Origin of the sequence: Thermoanaerobacterium sp. R66 (assembly GCF_028895185.1) — a bacterium.
Lineage (GTDB): Bacteria > Bacillota > Thermoanaerobacteria > Thermoanaerobacterales > Thermoanaerobacteraceae > Thermoanaerobacterium.
On the sequence record NZ_JAEUWW010000001.1, the window covers coordinates 1,408,580 to 1,426,197 of the forward strand.

Consider the following 17,618-nt stretch of genomic DNA (forward strand, 5'->3'; position numbering starts at 1 on the left):
CCACCTTACGATATAGCCCTGATTGGAGCGTACTTCAAAGACAACCTCTTTATGCCAACATTAGGAAATGCAACAGTCAATTCCTTGTCATCGCCGCTTCCATCCACGCTCACTACAGTTCCAATGCCCCATAATTTGTGCTCAACCTTATCTCCTGGGTTGTAGTTTTCTTTATTATTCGCCTTCCTGGCAAAAGTATTTATATACGATGAAACTGAAACATAATCATTTCTTTTAACAGTGCCTTTGTCGTATTCGATGACCAAATCTCGAGGAATTTCATTGATAAACCTTGAAGCCGTATTGTACTGTGGCTTGCCGTACAGATTTCTATTTCTCGCATAAGTCATAAAAAGCCTTTCTTTTGCCCGAGTTATGCCTACATAACACAGCCTTCTTTCTTCCTCCAGTTCATGCTCGTCCACAAATGACATAGAATTAGGAAATATCCCTTCTTCCATACCTGCTATAAATACGACGGGAAATTCAAGCCCTTTAGCTGAGTGTAGCGTCATTAAAACTAGGCTTTCTCCTATTTCACCTGCCGTATCAATATCAGATACCAATGTTATGCTTGACAAAAAAGCTTCTAAAGACTTGTCCTGGGAGCTTTCCATAAATTCACGTGCTGCACCGATAAACTCATTTATATTTTCTATTCTTCCTTCAGATTCTTCAGTGCCGTCGGCCTTAAGCTCCTCTATATATCCAGTTTTATCCAGTACATAATCGATAACTTCAGTGACAGTCATAAAGTCAAGCTGGCTTATCAGATCGTCAATAAACTCTTTAAAGCCGTCAAGCGCCTTTCTCGTTCTTCCGCTGACTTCAACATGAGGAATCGCAAAGTACATGCTTGTATCATGTTCCAAAGCGTATTTTTCTAAAGAAGCTACAGTTGACTCACCAATGCCTCTTTTAGGCACATTTATTATCCTTTTTAATGATACATCATCGTATGGATTTATAAGAATCCTTAAATACGCAATAATGTCTTTTATCTCTTTTCGATCGTAAAACCTCAATGCTCCAACTAATTTATACGGTACGTCATTCGCCATACAAGCTTCTTCAAATATACGGGACTGGGCATTTGTCCTGTATAAGACAGCAAAATCCGAATATTTTCTCCCCTCAGAAACCAAGTTTTTTATCGTCTCTATGATGAAATTAGCCTCATCCCTCTCATTTTGTGCTTCCCATACGACAATCTTTTCACCGTTTTTATTATCTGTCCACAGTCTTTTTCTTTTTCTTTTAACATTATTGTCAATGACGCTGTTGGCCGCATCAAGTATAACCTGCGTTGAGCGGTAATTTTGTTCAAGCTTTATAACCTTAGCCTCTGGATAATCTTTCTCAAAGTCTAAAATATTCTTTATGTCGGCCCCTCTCCATCCATATATGCTTTGATCATCATCACCTACGACACAAAGGTTTCTGTACTTTTGAGCCAATAGATTTACAAATTCATACTGTGGCCTATTTGTATCTTGATACTCATCTATCATTATATACCTGAATTTGTCTTGATAATACCTCAATATGTCCTCGTTTTTTTGAAAAAGTTCTATGGTCTTTATTATTATATCATCGAAATCCAGTGCATTGTCCTTTTTAAGCTTCTTTTGGTACAGCTTATAAACATCAGCAATTTTTTTATTTCTGTAGTCATTGCCAAATTCCAGCAAATAGTCGTCTGGCGATATCATCTTGTCTTTTGCCTTTGATATGGCAGCTAACATTCCTTTTATTGTGTACTGCTTGTCATTTAAATTCAACTCTTTTATACAGTCAGAAATCAGCGTTTTTTGATCTTGCGTATCGTATATTACAAAATTTCTATCGTACCCTATCTTTTCAATATCCCTTCTCAATATGCGGACACATGCTGAATGGAATGTAGAAACCCATATATCTCCTACATATCCTAAAAGCGACTCAACTCTGTCCTTCATTTCTTCTGCTGCTTTGTTTGTAAAGGTAATGGCGATGATGTTAGCTGGTGACACATTTTTCTCCCTTACAAGGTATGCAATTCTATGTGTCAAAACTCTCGTCTTGCCGCTGCCTGCACCAGCCAAAATCAAAACAGGTCCTTCTGTAGTGACAACTGCCTCCTTCTGTCTGTCATTTAATCCTTCAAGAATATTCATCTAATTCACTCCAAATAAAATATTTGCACCTAAACTTACGATTATATTGTATATGTAACTTTTCAATTAATCAACCACTTTATCGTCACGTCTATAATCAAATAAAATCTCGGATCTACCGAGATTTTTCCTTTAATCTATCTAAAATCAAATTGTATCCATTCGCTCCATAATTAAGCGCCCTGTTGACTCTGCTTATTGTAGCGGTGCTGGCTCCTGTCTTTTCGGCTATTTCAATATACGTCTTCCTATCTCTTAACATTTTAGCCACTTGAAGTCTTTGAGCCAGCGATTTAACCTCGTTTATGGTAGCTATATCTTCAAAAAAACGATAACATTCTTCCATGTCTTTAAGCATTAAAATCGCTTCAAAAAGCTTGTCCACGTTCTCGTCCTTTATTTTAGAATCGTACATCGACAATCCCTCTCTCTTAAAATTTTTTATAAAATGTCCATCTCCATTGTACAAAATTTGCACAAATTATTCAATACTTTAAAGCAAAAAAGATAAAAAGCAATCTAAAAAGACAAAATTAAAAGGTGAGGATTGACTCACCTTTTAATTCAATATTTATTTTACCTTCTTTTCAAGAGCATCTAACCTCTTGTAAAGATCCACAAGTCTTCTTATGAGGTTCTTTTCTGCAAGAGCCGTCATAAGCTGGTCTTGAGCGTGTATAACAAGGAAATTAGGTGTTTCGCTTTGTTCACCTTGCACCAATGCGTTTTGATAATCATGGCCTGCGTAAAATTCCTCATCAGCCTTTTCTAGATGCTTCTCGGCAGATTCAAAATCCCCTTTTTCTGCTGCATCTAATGCTTCATAAGCCTCGCCTCTGGCGTTTCCACCGTGCAAGACTAAATTGTATATAATTTGCTCTAATTCCATCAAAGGGTTCCTCCTTAATATATTTTAATTATTTTTCCTCAAGCTCTCTTTCATTCTTCAAAAGCTGTGCTTCATACATTTTGAAGAATGGATAGTATATGATACCTGCTACAATCAGGTTCACAAGTTGTAGAATTGGTCCTCTCCAGTCAAGACCACTTGATATGAAACCACCTATAAATACAGGAACTGTAAATGGAAGCTGGTACAATGGTCCTGTTACTAAGTGGAAATGGAATGCGATGTAGTTTATCGTAACAACCGCTGCAGGTGCAATTATAAATGGTATCATCAATATAGGATTTAAAACTATTGGAGCACCGAAAATAAGCGGTTCATTTATATTGAATATAGCAGGGATAAGCTCTGCTGTACCTATCGTCTTAAGCTGTTTTGATGCTGAGAACAAGAACATTATGACAAGAGGCCATGTTGTACCTGAACCACCAAGGTGTGTGAACATATGGAAGAATGGTTCTGTGACAATACCTGTCATAGGTTGATGTGCATTTAATGCTTTTACATTTGCAGCAAGCTGACTCATCCAGAAAGGATATGCTATAGATGATACGACATTCATGCCGTGGATTCCAAGTGACCACAAAAGCATCATAAGGATTATCTCAGCTAAAGCTGCCCAGTAGCTATTTGATGCTGCAACAAGCGGCTTAAATAGCTCTATTACTAACTGTGGCAATGTGACTTTGAAGTTAGCCCATACGATCCACTCTACTATCCAAGCCGATACTACCATGACAAACATCGGTACAAGTGCCATAAAGCTTCTTACAACATAAGGTGGCACGGCTTCAGGCATCCTTATTACAAGGCCTTGCTTATTGAAGAATCTAACCACAACTGCTGTCAACACGCCTATTATTATAGCTACAAACAAACCTTGTCCACCAAGGTAATTTAAAACATCACCGAAGCTTACCTTTGTAACGTCTGATGCTGGGAATGTTGTTACTAAAAATGCTAACATGGAAATAATACCTGTCATTGCTTCATCAAGATCCCAGCGAGTAGCCAAACTATATGCTGTACCAAATGCAACCATCAAAGCCATAATGCCAAACGATAAGTTAAAAGGAATCATCAACTGGCCAGCAATAGGCTTAATAGCATTTGCCCACGCCACAATAGGACCCCAATTTGCGCCTTCTGCAAGTGGTGGATTGGCTATTATCAAAAACAATGAACCTGTCAATATAACTGGCAATGCGAAACTTGAAAAAGCATCTCTTATAGATTGAAGTATGACATTTTGAGCAATCCTTGCCAGTACAGGCATCAAAGATGACTCCATCCATTTCATAAACCAATTGTTAGTAAGTCTTTCGTTCATCTTATTACCTCCTATGCATCTTTCCCATTTTTCTTAGCAAGCTCGATGATCTGATTCAATATCTTTTTTGCATCCATAAGTGCAAAAGCCTGCATATCAACGATGTCAACAGGAATGCCAAACTTTTCAGCTATCGTCTCAACTTCCTTCTTTAAATGCCTTACCTGCGGCTCTAAAAGAGCAATATCGTATTCTTCAGCTTTTTTCTTGAATTCACCTGTGCCTCCTGCATCTACTGTAACATCTAAACCTTGCTTTTTTGCTTCATCAGTCACTTTTTTTGCCAATGCACTTGATGTAGCACCCCAACTGCACAATATAACACCATGTATTGCCATAGTAAATTACCTCCTTTTTTTGTTTTTCTTTTTTATTTCATTTTTTAAATTTTTGTCATACAATTTAAGCATCCTTATCATGTACGCTTGTATAAGGGCAATTCCCGCAATGAAAAATGCACCAAACAAAAGAATCTCTAAGCCATGTGCAAATGTATCATTTATCATAGAATACACAGCAGTTGCAATCCACACCAAGGACAGCATCGTATAGAAAATTTTTCGTTGCTTTACCGAAATACTAAACATTTTAATCACCTACAAGATTTCTCTTTATTTCATCGTAATACTTATCCATCAAGGCCTTCTTCACAAATTCCTTCGCCTCATCAATTTTGTTAATCTCATTGAGATTTTTTACCAAGTCTTTGCTTTCAATAAATGAAACACTTAAATCGCCAAGTATCTCTATCCACATCTTGTCGTCATCCGGTGCAACCATTAGAAAAGCTGTCTTTATGATTTCATACTCGTTAATCAAATTTTTCATCTTGACATGGCTTTTCACTTTTCCAAAGACGAGGATTGGCTCCACCAAATCAGATGCTGTACAGTGGTAGATTACAAACCCTTTCCCTGGAAGTATTATCTTCCCAAGGCTTTCTCTTCCCAAAAGCTTATCCTCTATCTGCTTTATTTTCTCATTATTAATTCCATCATTACCAGCAAAATCTTCTAATAGAGAATCTATGATGTCTTTCGAGTTTTTGCCATAGACATCTTTAAGTTTAAGGGAATCGCATAGCTCAATTATCCTTTTGCCATACCACGCAATGTGTTCCAATTCTTTGTACCTGTCGCCTATGACTTTTTTCTCCGAGAAGTCCATTATAAAATCTGTGTTTAAAGCGTCTTTCAGTTTTTTTACGTCTTCATCTAAAAGCAGCGGATTGACTATTATTGTCTCTTTGTCCTTTATGTCCAGCGGAATTGTAGACACTATCAAGTCAATATCATCTCTATCTTTAAAGTCTTTAACTCTCAAGCTGGAAACCGTATCTACAATATTCAATTGTGGAAACATCTGAAGCTTAGATAAAAGCATCCTCGATGTCCCTATGCCGCTGGCACACACGACTAAAATATTGTGCCTTTTCATCATATCGCTTTTTCTTGCTATGGATGCGCCAAAATGCATCGCAATATATCCGATTTCATCATCAGGCACATCAACATTAAGCTTGTCTTTAATCACATTTGCAATAGATATACATTTTTCAAATAAACCGCTGTACCGTTCTTTTATGTCATTTATAAGCGGATTTCTAATCGCAAGACCCATGCGAAGTCTAAAGATAGTAGGCCTTAAGTGCGTCTTTAAACCGCTTAAAAGCATCGTATCGCCTTTAAGATCAGTGCCAAATTCATCTTCTGCAACGCTGACCATCTCATGCAGTATTTCATTTAACAGCTCGTCATTTACGTCTTCGGTATTTGCCCTGTACCTTGCTCCTTGTAGATGAATCGTTATATATCCGATTTCATCTTCTGGAATAGATATATCAAATTCTTCCTCCAGAAACCTGGCAAGCATTTCTGCAAACTTATACTCATCTGACTTCCTAAGCTCATAGAGGCTTTCATTACCTATTTTTATCTTTTCGCCTTCTTTTATTCTTTTTAGCGCCAATGCCAGATGCACCGTAAGCCCCATGTAGGAGCTTTCTGCTAATTCGTAATCAAGGGATTTCTCCAATTTTTGTATAGCCTTCTCTATCTTTAAAACCGTATCGTAGTCTATAAGCCTGAGTAATCTATCATTTATGTCTTCACTAAGCTTGTTTATATTATTGTACCCTTTATTTAAAAACTCAATTAGGTCTTTTGTCTCCACATTGTCATACAGAAAATTTATTATGGCCCTTCTTATATTGCTTTCATCGCCTTTTACGTATATGCCAACGCCAGGCTTAGTTACAATTGTAACATTTTGCTTGTTTAGCCATTTATCGATCTCTTTAATGTCATAGCTTATTGTTGCCGTAGTCACATTGTATTCTTTAGCGAAGTACTCAAGTTTTACAGGTTCTTTCATCTGCAAAAGCTCAGATAGTATCAACTTTCGCCTTTTATCAGCGTCAATGCTTGGCCTATAACCTATTACATCGAATTTGAATTTTTCGATATCATTATCAGTTCCTTCTAAGACTAGTACTCCATCGTCATTTTTAAGCTTCAAATTGTATTCTTTTATATATTCATTTATTGCATTTATTTCTCTGTAAACAGTCCTTTTGCTTAACTTGTACAAAACGACGATATCGTCCAAACTGGAAACTTCTTTTGAAATAACCTTTTTGAAGATTTCTAATTGGCGCCTACTTAACTCTTTCATAGATATTTGTCCTTTCGTCTATGACAAATTATTAATAAGTTAACTTATCTTTCATCTTAATTATAATCAATTTATTGATTAAATCAACACAAACTTGTGAATACACTGTCAGATTTATTATGACAAAAATTTAATATTGTCGCATGAAAATTTTGCTTGACTTTTCAACATCCATCCTATATAATCATTTTAACAACTAAAAACGAAATTATTCTCTTATCTAGAGAGGTGGAGGGACTGGCCCGATGAAACCCGGCAACCGGCACGTATGTGCAATGGTGCCAATTCCTGCAGCGATTGCTGAGAGATGAGAGAGGACGAAACCTCTTTCATTGGAGGTTTTTTTTATTGCTTTTTTAAACTACATTTGTGAAAAGAAGGTGAAATGATTTGATCGAAATAAAAAACTTAAGCAAAGTTTACAACACAAACGGAAAAGAGGTAATAGCTTTAAAAGACATCAACTTAACTATACGTGATGGTGAAATTTACGGCATAATGGGTCTAAGCGGTGCCGGGAAATCATCATTGATAAGGTGCATAAACATGTTGGAAAAACCTACATCTGGCAGCATACTGATAAACGGCGTAGAAATGACAAAGTTAAATTCAAAAGAACTGAGAAATATGAGAAAAAAGATTGGCATGATATTTCAGCATTTCAATCTTTTGATGAACTCTACAGTGTATGAGAACATAGCATTTCCTCTTAAGATCTCGAAAGTCAGCGATTCTGTCATAAAAAAACGCGTTGATGAATTACTGGATGTGGTAGATTTAAAAGACAAAAAGTACGCATACCCTTCGCAGCTATCTGGGGGACAAAAACAGAGGGTAGGCATTGCAAGAGCTTTAGCAAACAATCCAGACATAATTCTATCTGATGAAGCCACATCCGCTTTAGATCCTACCACGACAGAATCCATCTTAAATCTTTTAAAGGACATAAACAAACAATACGGAATTACAATCGTGGTAATAACGCACGAAATGTCTGTAATAAGAAATCTGTGCGACAAAGTGGCAGTTTTGGAAGACGGAATGATTATCGAGGAAGGAAATGTAATAGACATCTTTTCAAATCCTTCAACAGAAACATCTAAGAGATTTTTAAAAGATATGATAGCTGAACTTCCGCCAGACATATTGCTTGATGACGAAAATCCAAATGAGGAAATCTTGAGATTATCGTTTTTTGGTAGCAGCAGCAACCAGCCTGTCATATCCCATATGATAAAGAATTTCGATGTTGAAGTGAATATCATTTCCGGAAATATCGAAAGAGTGCAAAACTCACAGATAGGAAATCTCTTAATAAAAATAAGCGGTGAACAGAATTCCATAAAAAATGCTATAAAATTTTTAGAAAACAATGGTCTTAGAATAGAGGTGCTTAAAAATGGTATCGTCTAACATATTCCAGTATTTATTAAACTTGTGGCAGCTTATGGAAGAACCTCTTTGGGAATCTTTGTACATGGTGTTTTTCTCAACACTTTTCTCAGTAATAATAGGACTGCCTCTAGGCATAATACTTGTCATAACCGACAAAGGTCATATAAAGGAAAATCTAAAGTTAAATCAGGTATTAGGTACTGTGATCAATGTCATGAGGTCAGTGCCGTTCATAATCCTCATAATCGCAATCTTCCCATTGGCAAGGCTTATTGTTGGCACAACTATAGGACCTACCGCTGCTATTGTACCACTGTCCATTGCTGCAGCCCCATTTGTAGCAAGAGTTGTAGAATCATCTCTTAAAGAAGTAGACTGGGGCGTCATTGAAGCATCTATATCTGTTGGCGCTTCAATACCACAGATAATATTCAAAGTCATGATTCCAGAATCATTGCCATCACTTATATTGGGAATAACTCTTACAGTGATAAATATTTTAGGGTATTCTGCTATGGCAGGTGCTATTGGAGGAGGTGGTCTTGGAGATCTGGCTATAAGATATGGCTACCAAAGGTTTCAGACAGATGTGCTTATTGCCACAATCATAGTCTTAATAATCTTTGTAGAAATCGTGCAAAGAATAGGAAACTATCTTGCAAAAAAAGTTGATAAAAGATGAAAGGATGGTATGTAATGAAAAAATCATTTTTATTTCTCACTCTCATATTGACATTTGCATTTATCTTATCAGGATGCACAAAATCCAACAACACAGCCGCTACATCCAACGCAAATTCAAACACAGATACCTCTACTAAAATGACGAAGATAGTCGTTGGTGCAACGCCAAACCCCCATGCAGAAATACTTAATGTAGTAAAGCCTATTCTTGCAAAAGAAGGCGTAGATCTTGAAATAAAAGAATTTACCGACTATGTGACGCCAAATACTGCACTTGTCGACAAGCAAATCGACGCAAATTTCTTCCAACACGTTCCATACCTTGAGGACTTCGAAAAGAAAAACAATGTAAAATTGGTGCCATTAGTCAAAGTGCATGTAGAACCGATGGGGGCATATTCAAAAAAGATCAAGTCAAAAGATGAATTAAAAGACGGTGCAACAGTGGCTGTTCCAAACGATGCTACAAATGAAGGAAGAGCGCTGCTTCTACTGCAAAAAGAAGGGTTAATTAAGTTAAAAGACCCAAATGGCCTTACACAAACCCCGAGAGACATCGTGGATAATCCAAAGCATTTAAAGATTGTAGAGCTTGAAGCACCTCAGCTTCCAAGGACGCTTCAAGATGTGGATTTGGCCATTATAAACACTAATTTTGCATTAGAGGCAAACTTAAACCCTTTAAAGGATGCAATTTTTATGGAAGACAAAAATTCTCCTTATGCTAATGTGTTAGTCGTAAGGGAAGACAATCAAAATGACCCAGCGATACAAAAGTTGGCAAAAGCCTTAAATTCTGATGAAGTCAAGAAATTTATCGAAGACAAGTACAAAGGCGCTATAGTTCCAGCTTTTTAACATGAGAAAAAACCCGTTTAAAGCGGGTTTTTATTATTTATTCCTGGAAAATATCAATCTATTCAAATCTTCTAAATATGGAAGCTTTACAAGTTGACATGATGCAATGTATACTAAAAATCCTGATAATACTGTAATAGACATTGTGATCCATTCGTTTGCGACTACCGCAGCCAGATTAAAATAAATGATCGTGTCGTAAATCCCCATTATAAGTGCAGCTATAAGCGGTTTTAAGAACCAATTGTTAAAATCAATATCTAAGTTAGTAATCTTAACTAATGCTTTAAAATTTAAGAGGAAGACAAAAGCATCAGCGAATATGAAGCCGTAAATATACCCGAAAAGCCTTAAACTTGGTATAGGCACTAATAGATACATGGCAATTACAGAAATTGTAGTCCAGATGACAGAATTTCTCAAAACCAAGTTTTGCATCCCAAGCCCATTCAATATGCTTGTGACTATAGACTCCAGGTATGCAAAAATGCTTCCTGCAGCTATTACCTTAACTAACAAACCTACTCCTGGACTTTTAGGGTAAAGCAATGAAGCTATTTCATCAGGCAACATCAAAAACAATACGGCTGCTGGTATGCCTATCATAGTAGTATATCCTATGGCTTGATTTATCCTCTGCCTTACTGCATCCCATCTTTTTAAAGATGCCGCTTCTGATACTGCAGGAAGCACTGTAACTGACAAGCTCATTGTTATAACTGCAGGCATATATGCAAGTGGATAAGCCATTCCAGACAGCTTTCCAAACTCAGATATAGCTTCTTTGTGTGAAAGTCCTGATTTGACAAGCTTTGAAGGTATGATGAGAGATTCAAACAAGTCCAAGATGTTTACAATCATCCTTGAAATAGTAATAGGAAAAGACGTCTTTACTATTGTCTTTGCAATATCTGCCTTACTCCATATAGTACCTTCATTTGGCATTTCCTCATTTATGTATTTTAATTCGCGCCTGTAGTAAAATATGTACATGATAAAACTTGTTACTTCTCCTATGGCTATTCCAAATACGGCTATTGCTGCAGCATACTCCAGCTTCATTCCTGTAAATACGCTGAATAGATACAACGTCAAAAAAACTCTCACTATCTGCTCAACAATCTCAGACACCGATGCAGGAACCATGTTAATTAATCCTTGAAAAAATCCTTTGAATATAGAAGACGATGAAACTACAATCAGTACAGGTGAAAAAATCAATATTGATAGATACGCTCGTGGCTCATGAAGCAAGTTGTTTGATATGTACTTGGCATTAAAGAATATTATAGATGAAATTGCTATGCCCATTATAATTACGATAAAAAATGAAACTTCCATTATGCTGAAAATATTTCTTTTGTTATTTTTGGCTCTTTCCTCAGACACAAACCGAGAAGTAACAGCCGTAATTCCTGATGTTATAAATGTTATTGATACAAAGTAGATTGGCAGCGCTATTTGATATATCCCAGTTCCCTCAGAACCCAGCAGATTAGAAAGGATGATTCTGAAGACAAAGCCAATAGCCCTGTCTACAACATTTGCTATAGTCAAAATAAAAGCACCGCGAACAAAAGATCTATTGCGCATACACGACACCTCACAATAGTTTATTCGCGGCACATAATATATATTACCTTCTAAAGTTTTTCCAAAACAGCCTTTGCGTACTCCTTCGCCGTAAAAAGAGAATGATCTCTATAGTTACCGCACTGAATCTCATTTGTAGCAGGTACATCTTCTTCTTTTGTCGTTAAAACTCTTTCTAAGACTTTTCTCAATGCATCTTTTATTTCATCAATTGATGTGTCTCCAAACTTTGTAAGGTAAAATCCAGTCCTGCACCCCATAGGAGAAATATCTATTATGTCATCGAAATAATCTCTAAAGTAAGTAGCAAATAAATGCTCTAACGTGTGAATCCCACCTGTAGGTATTGAATCAACATTGGGCTGTGTCAACCTTATATCGTACTTTGTTACGACATCACCGTTAGGTCCAACCAGAGTACCTGATTTTCTCACGTACGGTGCTTTTACCGTTCTATGATCTAATTTAAAGCTTTCAACTTTTATCTCCATAACATCACCTCATCAATTATTGATACATTATATTTTATCATTTTTCTTTACATTTACCAACATTAAGCCGATGGATTTAAGGCAGAAAATAAAAATATCCGGCATAGCCGGAGGTCATGTTTAAATGGGAGGAATCTTTTATCTATCTTAACTTGTAACTATAAGCTAATTCACTGAAATCTTCATTCCTAATCACTCTATCAACCGTATCTTTGTAGCCAAACTCACTTCTTAAAAATTCTTCGTACTCAGTGTTATCTTTCTCTATCGCTGCGGGTACAAATATCATTATAAACGCCATCAATGTTATTATAAATAACATTTTCATCACCCACCCTTCAATACATATTATGCATCAATAATCTAATTTTGTCAAGATTTGCTTCACATAAATTATTTTTGCAAGATTTCCTGTATTTTTGCAAATATATAAACCTATTCTCAAGATTATACATCAGTATGGCTATATATGGCAAAAAATCATGCATAAATATGTATCAAGGGCATTTCTGATTTCCAATTTATTTTTATATATTACAAAAAAATTTTAATAAAATGCTAATTTTATAGAGAATCACTGTAATTAAGCATATTTTTAAGCATCCTCTTTTGCTTAACTGCATCTTTTGAATCATTTTTTAAATAATTTATGGCAGTCAATACATGGATAGCTATACCATAAGGAATGCAGTTTTCATCAACATCAAACATGTTGTTGTGAATAGGCTTATCTATTCCCTTCTCCTTGTTTCCACACCCTAATTTATAAAAGCAGCCAGGAACTTTCTTCAAGTAGTATGCAAAGTCTTCGACACCAAGCGTCGGCAGTACACTTATCACATTGCTGTCACCTACGATTGATGCAGCACTTCTTTTCATTATGTCTATCATAATGCTATCGTTTATGAGGCACGGGTATCCTTCAACACGATTAAATTCGGCTTTGCCTCCCATCGCTTCTGCAGTATTTTTAGCTATGTCTTCAACCCTTTTTGTTATCTTATCTCGATTTTCCTCATTTAACATCCTTATTATGCCAGACATGCGCACTTTGCTGGCAATGACATTTCTGGCATAGCCGCCTTCAATACTGCCGATAGTTATGACAAGAGGCTCCAATGGGTTTGATTCTCTGCTTACCACTGTTTGAATCATGTTGATTATATTTGCAGATATTGCTATAGGATCTACAGATTTGTGTGGCTCCGCTCCATGGCTGCTTTTGCCTATTACATTTATGTCAAACATATCCGATGACGCGTAAGCTTTTCCGAATGTGTAGCCAATTTGTCCAACATTGAGATCTGGATCCACATGTAAGCCTATTATAGCATCTACTTTTGGGTTATCAAAAGCACCTGCATCAAGCATAGGCTTAGCTCCTCCTGTCGTCTCCTCAGCAGGTTGAAAGATAAATTTCACATTGCCGTCAAGCTTATCTTTCATATTAGATATAAGCTTCGCTGCTCCAAGAGCAATTGCCGTATGCACATCGTGTCCACAGGCGTGCATTTTGCCAGGTACAGCCGAAGCATAAGGCAAGTCATTTTCTTCCTGTATCGGAAGTGCATCCATATCAGCTCTAATAGCTATGGTCTTCTGCCCATTGCCATAAATCGTCCCTACAATGCCGGTCTTTGCAATTGTCCTTGTTTCAATTCCCAAACTGCCAAGATACTTTTTTACAAGCTCAGACGTCTTTGTCTCTTCAAAACCCAGCTCTGGCTCTCTGTGTATTTTCCTCCTTATATCTACGATTTCCTCTTGAATCTTTATGGCTTCTTTTAAAATCTCATTCATGTTTCTCCCCTCTTTATCATTTTTAATATTTCTCTATGTCAACGTAGCTTATGTTCTCAATGTCTTCATTTAGTATTAGTTTAGCAACATCTGCAAATTTTTTCGCATCGCCGCTTACAAAGTAATGAGTTTTACCACCAGTTAAATTAAGCATATCATTTTCTTTTAAATAATTCATCACATCATGCGACAATCTAACAGCCGGATCAATTATCAGCACATCTTCTCTTACGGCATTTTTGATGGCATTTAAAAGTATCGGATAATGAGTACACCCTAAGACAAGTGTGTCGATTCCTTCATCGTTTAAAGCTTTTAAATACTCTTTTGCCAATTTAAATGATTCGTCACTTTCCGATAGCCCTTTTTCTACCAATGGAACAAATCCCGGACAAGCTTTTTGAAAAACATCTATATTGCCATTTTTAAGCTTTATACTTCTTTCATAACTGCCGCTTTCTACTGTCCTCGTCGTGGCGATGACACCAACTTTATTATCTTTTGTAAGGTCTGCAGCGCTTTCAGCACCAGCCTCCAACACACTAAAAAGATTCTCCTTAAATTCATCTTTATCAATTGAGGCACACGTAGTATTGCAAGCAATCACTATTATCTTCGTATTCTTCTCATTCATAAAATTGATTATCTGCTTTGCGTACATTTCTATTTCATCCTTAGGCTTATCGCCGTACGGCACTCTTTTTGTATCACCAAAATATATGTAATCCTCATTTGGCAATAGTTCCTTCAACTTCTTCAACACTGTAAGTCCGCCTACACCTGAGTCAAACACTCCTATCGGTCTTATATCCATTTCACCACATCCTATTTTGTTGATATTCTATTATATAATATCACAAAAAGTGCGGAATGATAACAATGATGCAAAAACCCGCATGGCAAAACCATACGGGTTTACTTTCAAACGATGCCTATATCGCTTCTAAAATACATTCCTTCAAAGTGTATCTTCTTAAGCTCATCATAGGCCTTTTTTCTGGCTTCTTCGTAAGTGTTTCCCAGTGCTGTGACTTCCAAGACTCTCCCACCAGATGTTTTGTACTTACCGTCTTTTTTTGTAGTTCCTGCATGGTAGACAAAAACACCATCTGTATTTTCAACACCTGTTATATCATATCCTGTATCAAACTCACCAGGATAACCTTCTGACGCTGCTACTACGCAAACAGCTTTTTTATCTTCCCATTCTATTTTTACATCACTAAGCTTTTCATCGATTATAGCCTCTACTATGTCAATAAGATCTGTTTTCAAAAGCGGAAGGACAACCTGTGTCTCAGGATCTCCAAATCTTGCATTGAATTCTAAGACTTTTGGTCCATCTTCTGTGAGTATCAACCCAGCGTAAAGGACTCCTTTGTAGACTATCCCTTCTTTTTTCAGCGAAGTTATGACTGGTTTTAATATTGTATCCACCACAATGCTAAGCAGTTTATCATCAAAGTAAGGATTTGGAGCTATGTTGCCCATGCCTCCTGTGTTTGGCCCTTTATCCCCATCGTAAATTCTCTTGTAATCCATAGCAGATACCATCGGGACTATCGTCTTACCGTCAGTAAATGCCAACACAGAGACTTCTCTGCCGAAAAGCATCTCTTCTATTATCACTGTGTCGCCAGATGTTCCAAACCGTTTTTCCTTCATAAGTATGTCCAGAGCCTCTTTTGCACCTTTATAGCTGTATACTAAAAACACACCTTTGCCTTGTGCTAATCCATCTGCCTTTATGACCACAGGATACCATACATCCTTCAAAAAGTTTAATGCTGCATCGTATCTATCAAAAGCCTTAAATCTGGCAGTAGGAATGTTGTACTTATGAAGCAGTAGTTTTGTAAAGTATTTGCTGCCTTCTATAGCAGCAGCGTCCCTTTTCGGTCCGAAAATTCTAAGTCCGCTATCTTCAAATTCATCCACTATGCCTTTCATAAGTGGAACTTCAGGACCAACAATCGTCAAGTCCACGCTACTGTCAATAGCGAATTTCTTAAGCTTCTCTACATCAGATACATTTATATCGATACATTCCGCTGCGTCAGCAATACCACCATTACCTGGAGCACAATAAATCTTATCTACCTTTTTACTTTCCTTGATTTTTTTAACTATGGCATGCTCTCTGCCACCGCCGCCTATAACAAGAACATTCATATTCTCTCCTCCAAACAATCGGGGATTCTATTTAATGCTTAAAGTGCCTTATACCTGTAAATATCATTGAAATCCCGGCTTTATCTGCCGCATCGATGGATGCATTGTCATTTATAGATCCGCCAGGCTGGATAATAGATGTAATACCAGCTTTTGATGCTTCTTCTACAACATCAGGGAATGGGAAAAACGCATCTGAAGCCAGCACACTTCCCTTTGCCTTTTCACCTGCTTGTCTTATGGACTGCTCTGTCGGCCAAATTCGGTTCACCTGTCCAGCTCCAATTCCAACTGTCATTCCGTCTTTAGCCAAAACGATGGCATTTGATTTCACATGCTTCACGACTTTCCAAGCAAACCTTAAATCCTTAAGCTCACTTTCACTGGGGGCATTTTTTGTGACGACAGTCAGTTTATCGTCGTACAAATCGACTTCATCTTTTTCCTGAACTAATATTCCACCTTCTACCTTCTTTAAATCATACTCTTTTACGTATCCATCTAAAAGCTTGAGAATCCTGACGTTTTTCTTTTTCTCGAGAATCTCCAACGCTTCTTCCTCAAAATCAGGAGCTATTATTATCTCTAAAAATATTTTAGAAAGCTCTAAGGCCGTATTTGCATCTAAAGTGCGGTTAAATGCCACAATTCCGCCAAATATTGAAACAGGATCGCATTCGTAAGCTTTTTTAAACGCATCGTATATATTGTCTGCAACTGCAACGCCACATGGATTTGTATGCTTTACTGCCACTGCAGCAGGTTCATCAAATTCTTTTAACAGTTCAATCGCAGCATTTGCGTCGTTTATATTGTTGAAAGAAAGCTCTTTTCCGTGCAGCTTTACGCATTCAGATATTCCAAAAGGTTTCAATGAGTTTTTGTAAAATGCAGCTTTTTGATGCGGATTCTCGCCATATCTCATGTCCTGCGATTTCTCAAAGGAAAAAGTTATTGTATCAGGAAACTCTACACCATTTTTATCTAAAAGATAATTGTATATAAGTGAATCGTATGAGGCAGTATGTCCAAATGCTTTCATAGCGAGATAGAATCTTGTTTCTTCCTTCGTATTTCCGTATTCTTTTATTTCTTCAACGACTTTGTCGTAGTCATCAGGGTCAACTAAGACTGTCACGTATTTGTAGTTTTTCGCTGCAGCTCTAATCATGGACGGTCCACCGATGTCTATATTCTCTATTGCATCTTCCAGCGTAACATCATCTTTCAGTATCGTCTCCTTAAAAGGATACAAATTTACTGCTACTATGTCGATAGGCTTTATACCATTTTCCTCCAACTGCCTTCTATGGTTTTCATCGTCTCTTATGGCTAAAAGTCCGCCGTGTATCTTAGGATGCAATGTCTTCACTCTGCCGTCTAAGATCTCAGGAAACCCTGTGACATCCGAGACCTTTAAAGCGTTTATGCCCATATCCTTTAACAGCTTGTAAGTGCCGCCAGTCGATAATATCTCATAGCCCATCTCATCTAACTTTTTTGCAAAGTCCGCGATTCCATCTTTTTTAGATACACTTATCAATGCTCTCTTTGACATC

General features: G+C 37.1%; 17 protein-coding genes and 1 riboswitch. Of the genes, 3 read left to right on the plus strand and 14 right to left on the minus strand.

The window, feature by feature from the left end; translation table 11 throughout:
* Positions 1-5 precede the first annotated feature (5 nt).
* The 7 genes from pcrA to JJQ93_RS07200 all read right to left on the minus strand — a co-directional run bounded on the left by pcrA (position 6) and on the right by JJQ93_RS07200 (position 7,066).
* On the minus strand, positions 6-2,156 hold the full coding sequence (gene pcrA / locus JJQ93_RS07170) for a DNA helicase PcrA (RefSeq protein WP_274893251.1): 2,151 nt from the start codon (positions 2,154-2,156) through the stop codon (positions 6-8).
* A gap of 115 nt (positions 2,157-2,271) precedes the next feature.
* Positions 2,272-2,571, minus strand: a complete 300-nt coding sequence (locus JJQ93_RS07175) for a YerC/YecD family TrpR-related protein (protein WP_013787524.1) — start codon at positions 2,569-2,571, stop codon at positions 2,272-2,274.
* 156 nt (positions 2,572-2,727) lie between these two features.
* Positions 2,728-3,045, minus strand: coding sequence for a PTS sugar transporter subunit IIA (locus JJQ93_RS07180; RefSeq protein WP_045413042.1), 318 nt, complete (start codon positions 3,043-3,045; stop codon positions 2,728-2,730).
* A 28-nt stretch (positions 3,046-3,073) separates the two neighbouring features.
* Positions 3,074-4,393 (minus strand): PTS sugar transporter subunit IIC, encoded by a 1,320-nt coding sequence (locus JJQ93_RS07185; RefSeq protein WP_045413038.1) that lies wholly within the window; start codon positions 4,391-4,393, stop codon positions 3,074-3,076.
* A gap of 11 nt (positions 4,394-4,404) precedes the next feature.
* Positions 4,405-4,731: a PTS sugar transporter subunit IIB gene (locus tag JJQ93_RS07190; protein ID WP_274893252.1), complete on the minus strand. Its 327-nt coding sequence runs from the start codon at positions 4,729-4,731 to the stop codon at positions 4,405-4,407.
* 6 nt (positions 4,732-4,737) lie between these two features.
* Positions 4,738-4,980: a hypothetical protein gene (locus JJQ93_RS07195; protein WP_045413035.1), complete on the minus strand. Its 243-nt coding sequence runs from the start codon at positions 4,978-4,980 to the stop codon at positions 4,738-4,740.
* A 1-nt stretch (position 4,981) separates the two neighbouring features.
* A complete protein-coding gene (locus JJQ93_RS07200) occupies positions 4,982-7,066 on the minus strand; it encodes a BglG family transcription antiterminator (RefSeq protein ID WP_274893253.1) in 2,085 nt (694 codons plus the stop codon).
* Between the two features lie 213 nt (positions 7,067-7,279).
* Positions 7,280-7,380, plus strand: a riboswitch (SAM riboswitch).
* A 76-nt stretch (positions 7,381-7,456) separates the two neighbouring features.
* Between JJQ93_RS07200 and JJQ93_RS07205 the strand changes: the two genes are divergently transcribed.
* From JJQ93_RS07205 to JJQ93_RS07215, 3 genes are read left to right on the plus strand one after another with little or no spacing between them, the layout of a single operon-like run.
* Complete coding sequence (locus JJQ93_RS07205; protein WP_274893254.1) at positions 7,457-8,479, plus strand: methionine ABC transporter ATP-binding protein; 1,023 nt, start codon at positions 7,457-7,459, stop codon at positions 8,477-8,479.
* Positions 8,466-9,143, plus strand: a complete 678-nt coding sequence (locus JJQ93_RS07210) for a methionine ABC transporter permease (protein ID WP_274893255.1) — start codon at positions 8,466-8,468, stop codon at positions 9,141-9,143. Before JJQ93_RS07205 ends, JJQ93_RS07210 begins: the two co-directional genes overlap by 14 nt.
* A gap of 14 nt (positions 9,144-9,157) precedes the next feature.
* Complete coding sequence (locus tag JJQ93_RS07215; RefSeq protein ID WP_085111625.1) at positions 9,158-10,003, plus strand: MetQ/NlpA family ABC transporter substrate-binding protein; 846 nt, start codon at positions 9,158-9,160, stop codon at positions 10,001-10,003.
* 33 nt (positions 10,004-10,036) lie between these two features.
* On the opposite strand, the gene spoVB is transcribed toward JJQ93_RS07215, so the two are convergent.
* The 7 genes from spoVB to purH all read right to left on the minus strand — a co-directional run bounded on the left by spoVB (position 10,037) and on the right by purH (position 17,617).
* Positions 10,037-11,596 carry a stage V sporulation protein B gene (spoVB, locus tag JJQ93_RS07220; protein ID WP_274893256.1) on the minus strand — a complete coding sequence of 520 codons (1,560 nt, stop codon included), beginning with the start codon at positions 11,594-11,596 and terminating at the stop codon, positions 10,037-10,039.
* 50 nt (positions 11,597-11,646) lie between these two features.
* On the minus strand, positions 11,647-12,087 hold the full coding sequence (locus JJQ93_RS07225; protein ID WP_085111627.1) for an S-ribosylhomocysteine lyase: 441 nt from the start codon (positions 12,085-12,087) through the stop codon (positions 11,647-11,649).
* A 142-nt stretch (positions 12,088-12,229) separates the two neighbouring features.
* Complete coding sequence (locus JJQ93_RS07230) at positions 12,230-12,415, minus strand: hypothetical protein (RefSeq protein ID WP_274893257.1); 186 nt, start codon at positions 12,413-12,415, stop codon at positions 12,230-12,232.
* A 236-nt stretch (positions 12,416-12,651) separates the two neighbouring features.
* Complete coding sequence (locus JJQ93_RS07235) at positions 12,652-13,887, minus strand: M20 metallopeptidase family protein (protein WP_274893258.1); 1,236 nt, start codon at positions 13,885-13,887, stop codon at positions 12,652-12,654.
* 22 nt (positions 13,888-13,909) lie between these two features.
* On the minus strand, positions 13,910-14,701 hold the full coding sequence (gene murI, locus JJQ93_RS07240; protein WP_274893259.1) for a glutamate racemase: 792 nt from the start codon (positions 14,699-14,701) through the stop codon (positions 13,910-13,912).
* A gap of 107 nt (positions 14,702-14,808) precedes the next feature.
* Positions 14,809-16,059 (minus strand): phosphoribosylamine--glycine ligase, encoded by a 1,251-nt coding sequence (gene purD, locus JJQ93_RS07245; protein WP_274893261.1) that lies wholly within the window; start codon positions 16,057-16,059, stop codon positions 14,809-14,811.
* 31 nt (positions 16,060-16,090) lie between these two features.
* Positions 16,091-17,617, minus strand: coding sequence for a bifunctional phosphoribosylaminoimidazolecarboxamide formyltransferase/IMP cyclohydrolase (purH, locus tag JJQ93_RS07250; RefSeq protein ID WP_085111632.1), 1,527 nt, complete (start codon positions 17,615-17,617; stop codon positions 16,091-16,093).
* Position 17,618 lies beyond the last annotated feature (1 nt).

What these genes read in the sequence shown, in the direction of transcription:
- pcrA (WP_274893251.1), bottom strand. Translation starts at nt 2,156, where the DNA reads ATGAATATTCTTGAAGGATTAAATGACAGACAGAAGGAGGCAGTTGTC.
- JJQ93_RS07175 (WP_013787524.1), bottom strand. Translation starts at nt 2,571, where the DNA reads ATGTACGATTCTAAAATAAAGGACGAGAACGTGGACAAGCTTTTTGAA.
- JJQ93_RS07180 (WP_045413042.1), bottom strand. Translation starts at nt 3,045, where the DNA reads ATGGAATTAGAGCAAATTATATACAATTTAGTCTTGCACGGTGGAAAC.
- JJQ93_RS07185 (WP_045413038.1), bottom strand. Translation starts at nt 4,393, where the DNA reads ATGAACGAAAGACTTACTAACAATTGGTTTATGAAATGGATGGAGTCA.
- JJQ93_RS07190 (WP_274893252.1), bottom strand. Translation starts at nt 4,731, where the DNA reads ATGGCAATACATGGTGTTATATTGTGCAGTTGGGGTGCTACATCAAGT.
- JJQ93_RS07195 (WP_045413035.1), bottom strand. Translation starts at nt 4,980, where the DNA reads ATGTTTAGTATTTCGGTAAAGCAACGAAAAATTTTCTATACGATGCTG.
- JJQ93_RS07200 (WP_274893253.1), bottom strand. Translation starts at nt 7,066, where the DNA reads ATGAAAGAGTTAAGTAGGCGCCAATTAGAAATCTTCAAAAAGGTTATT.
- JJQ93_RS07210 (WP_274893255.1), top strand. Translation starts at nt 8,466, where the DNA reads ATGGTATCGTCTAACATATTCCAGTATTTATTAAACTTGTGGCAGCTT.
- JJQ93_RS07215 (WP_085111625.1), top strand. Translation starts at nt 9,158, where the DNA reads ATGAAAAAATCATTTTTATTTCTCACTCTCATATTGACATTTGCATTT.
- spoVB (WP_274893256.1), bottom strand. Translation starts at nt 11,596, where the DNA reads ATGCGCAATAGATCTTTTGTTCGCGGTGCTTTTATTTTGACTATAGCA.
- JJQ93_RS07225 (WP_085111627.1), bottom strand. Translation starts at nt 12,087, where the DNA reads ATGGAGATAAAAGTTGAAAGCTTTAAATTAGATCATAGAACGGTAAAA.
- JJQ93_RS07230 (WP_274893257.1), bottom strand. Translation starts at nt 12,415, where the DNA reads ATGAAAATGTTATTTATAATAACATTGATGGCGTTTATAATGATATTT.
- JJQ93_RS07235 (WP_274893258.1), bottom strand. Translation starts at nt 13,887, where the DNA reads ATGAATGAGATTTTAAAAGAAGCCATAAAGATTCAAGAGGAAATCGTA.
- murI (WP_274893259.1), bottom strand. Translation starts at nt 14,701, where the DNA reads ATGGATATAAGACCGATAGGAGTGTTTGACTCAGGTGTAGGCGGACTT.
- purD (WP_274893261.1), bottom strand. Translation starts at nt 16,059, where the DNA reads ATGAATGTTCTTGTTATAGGCGGCGGTGGCAGAGAGCATGCCATAGTT.
- purH (WP_085111632.1), bottom strand. Translation starts at nt 17,617, where the DNA reads ATGTCAAAGAGAGCATTGATAAGTGTATCTAAAAAAGATGGAATCGCG.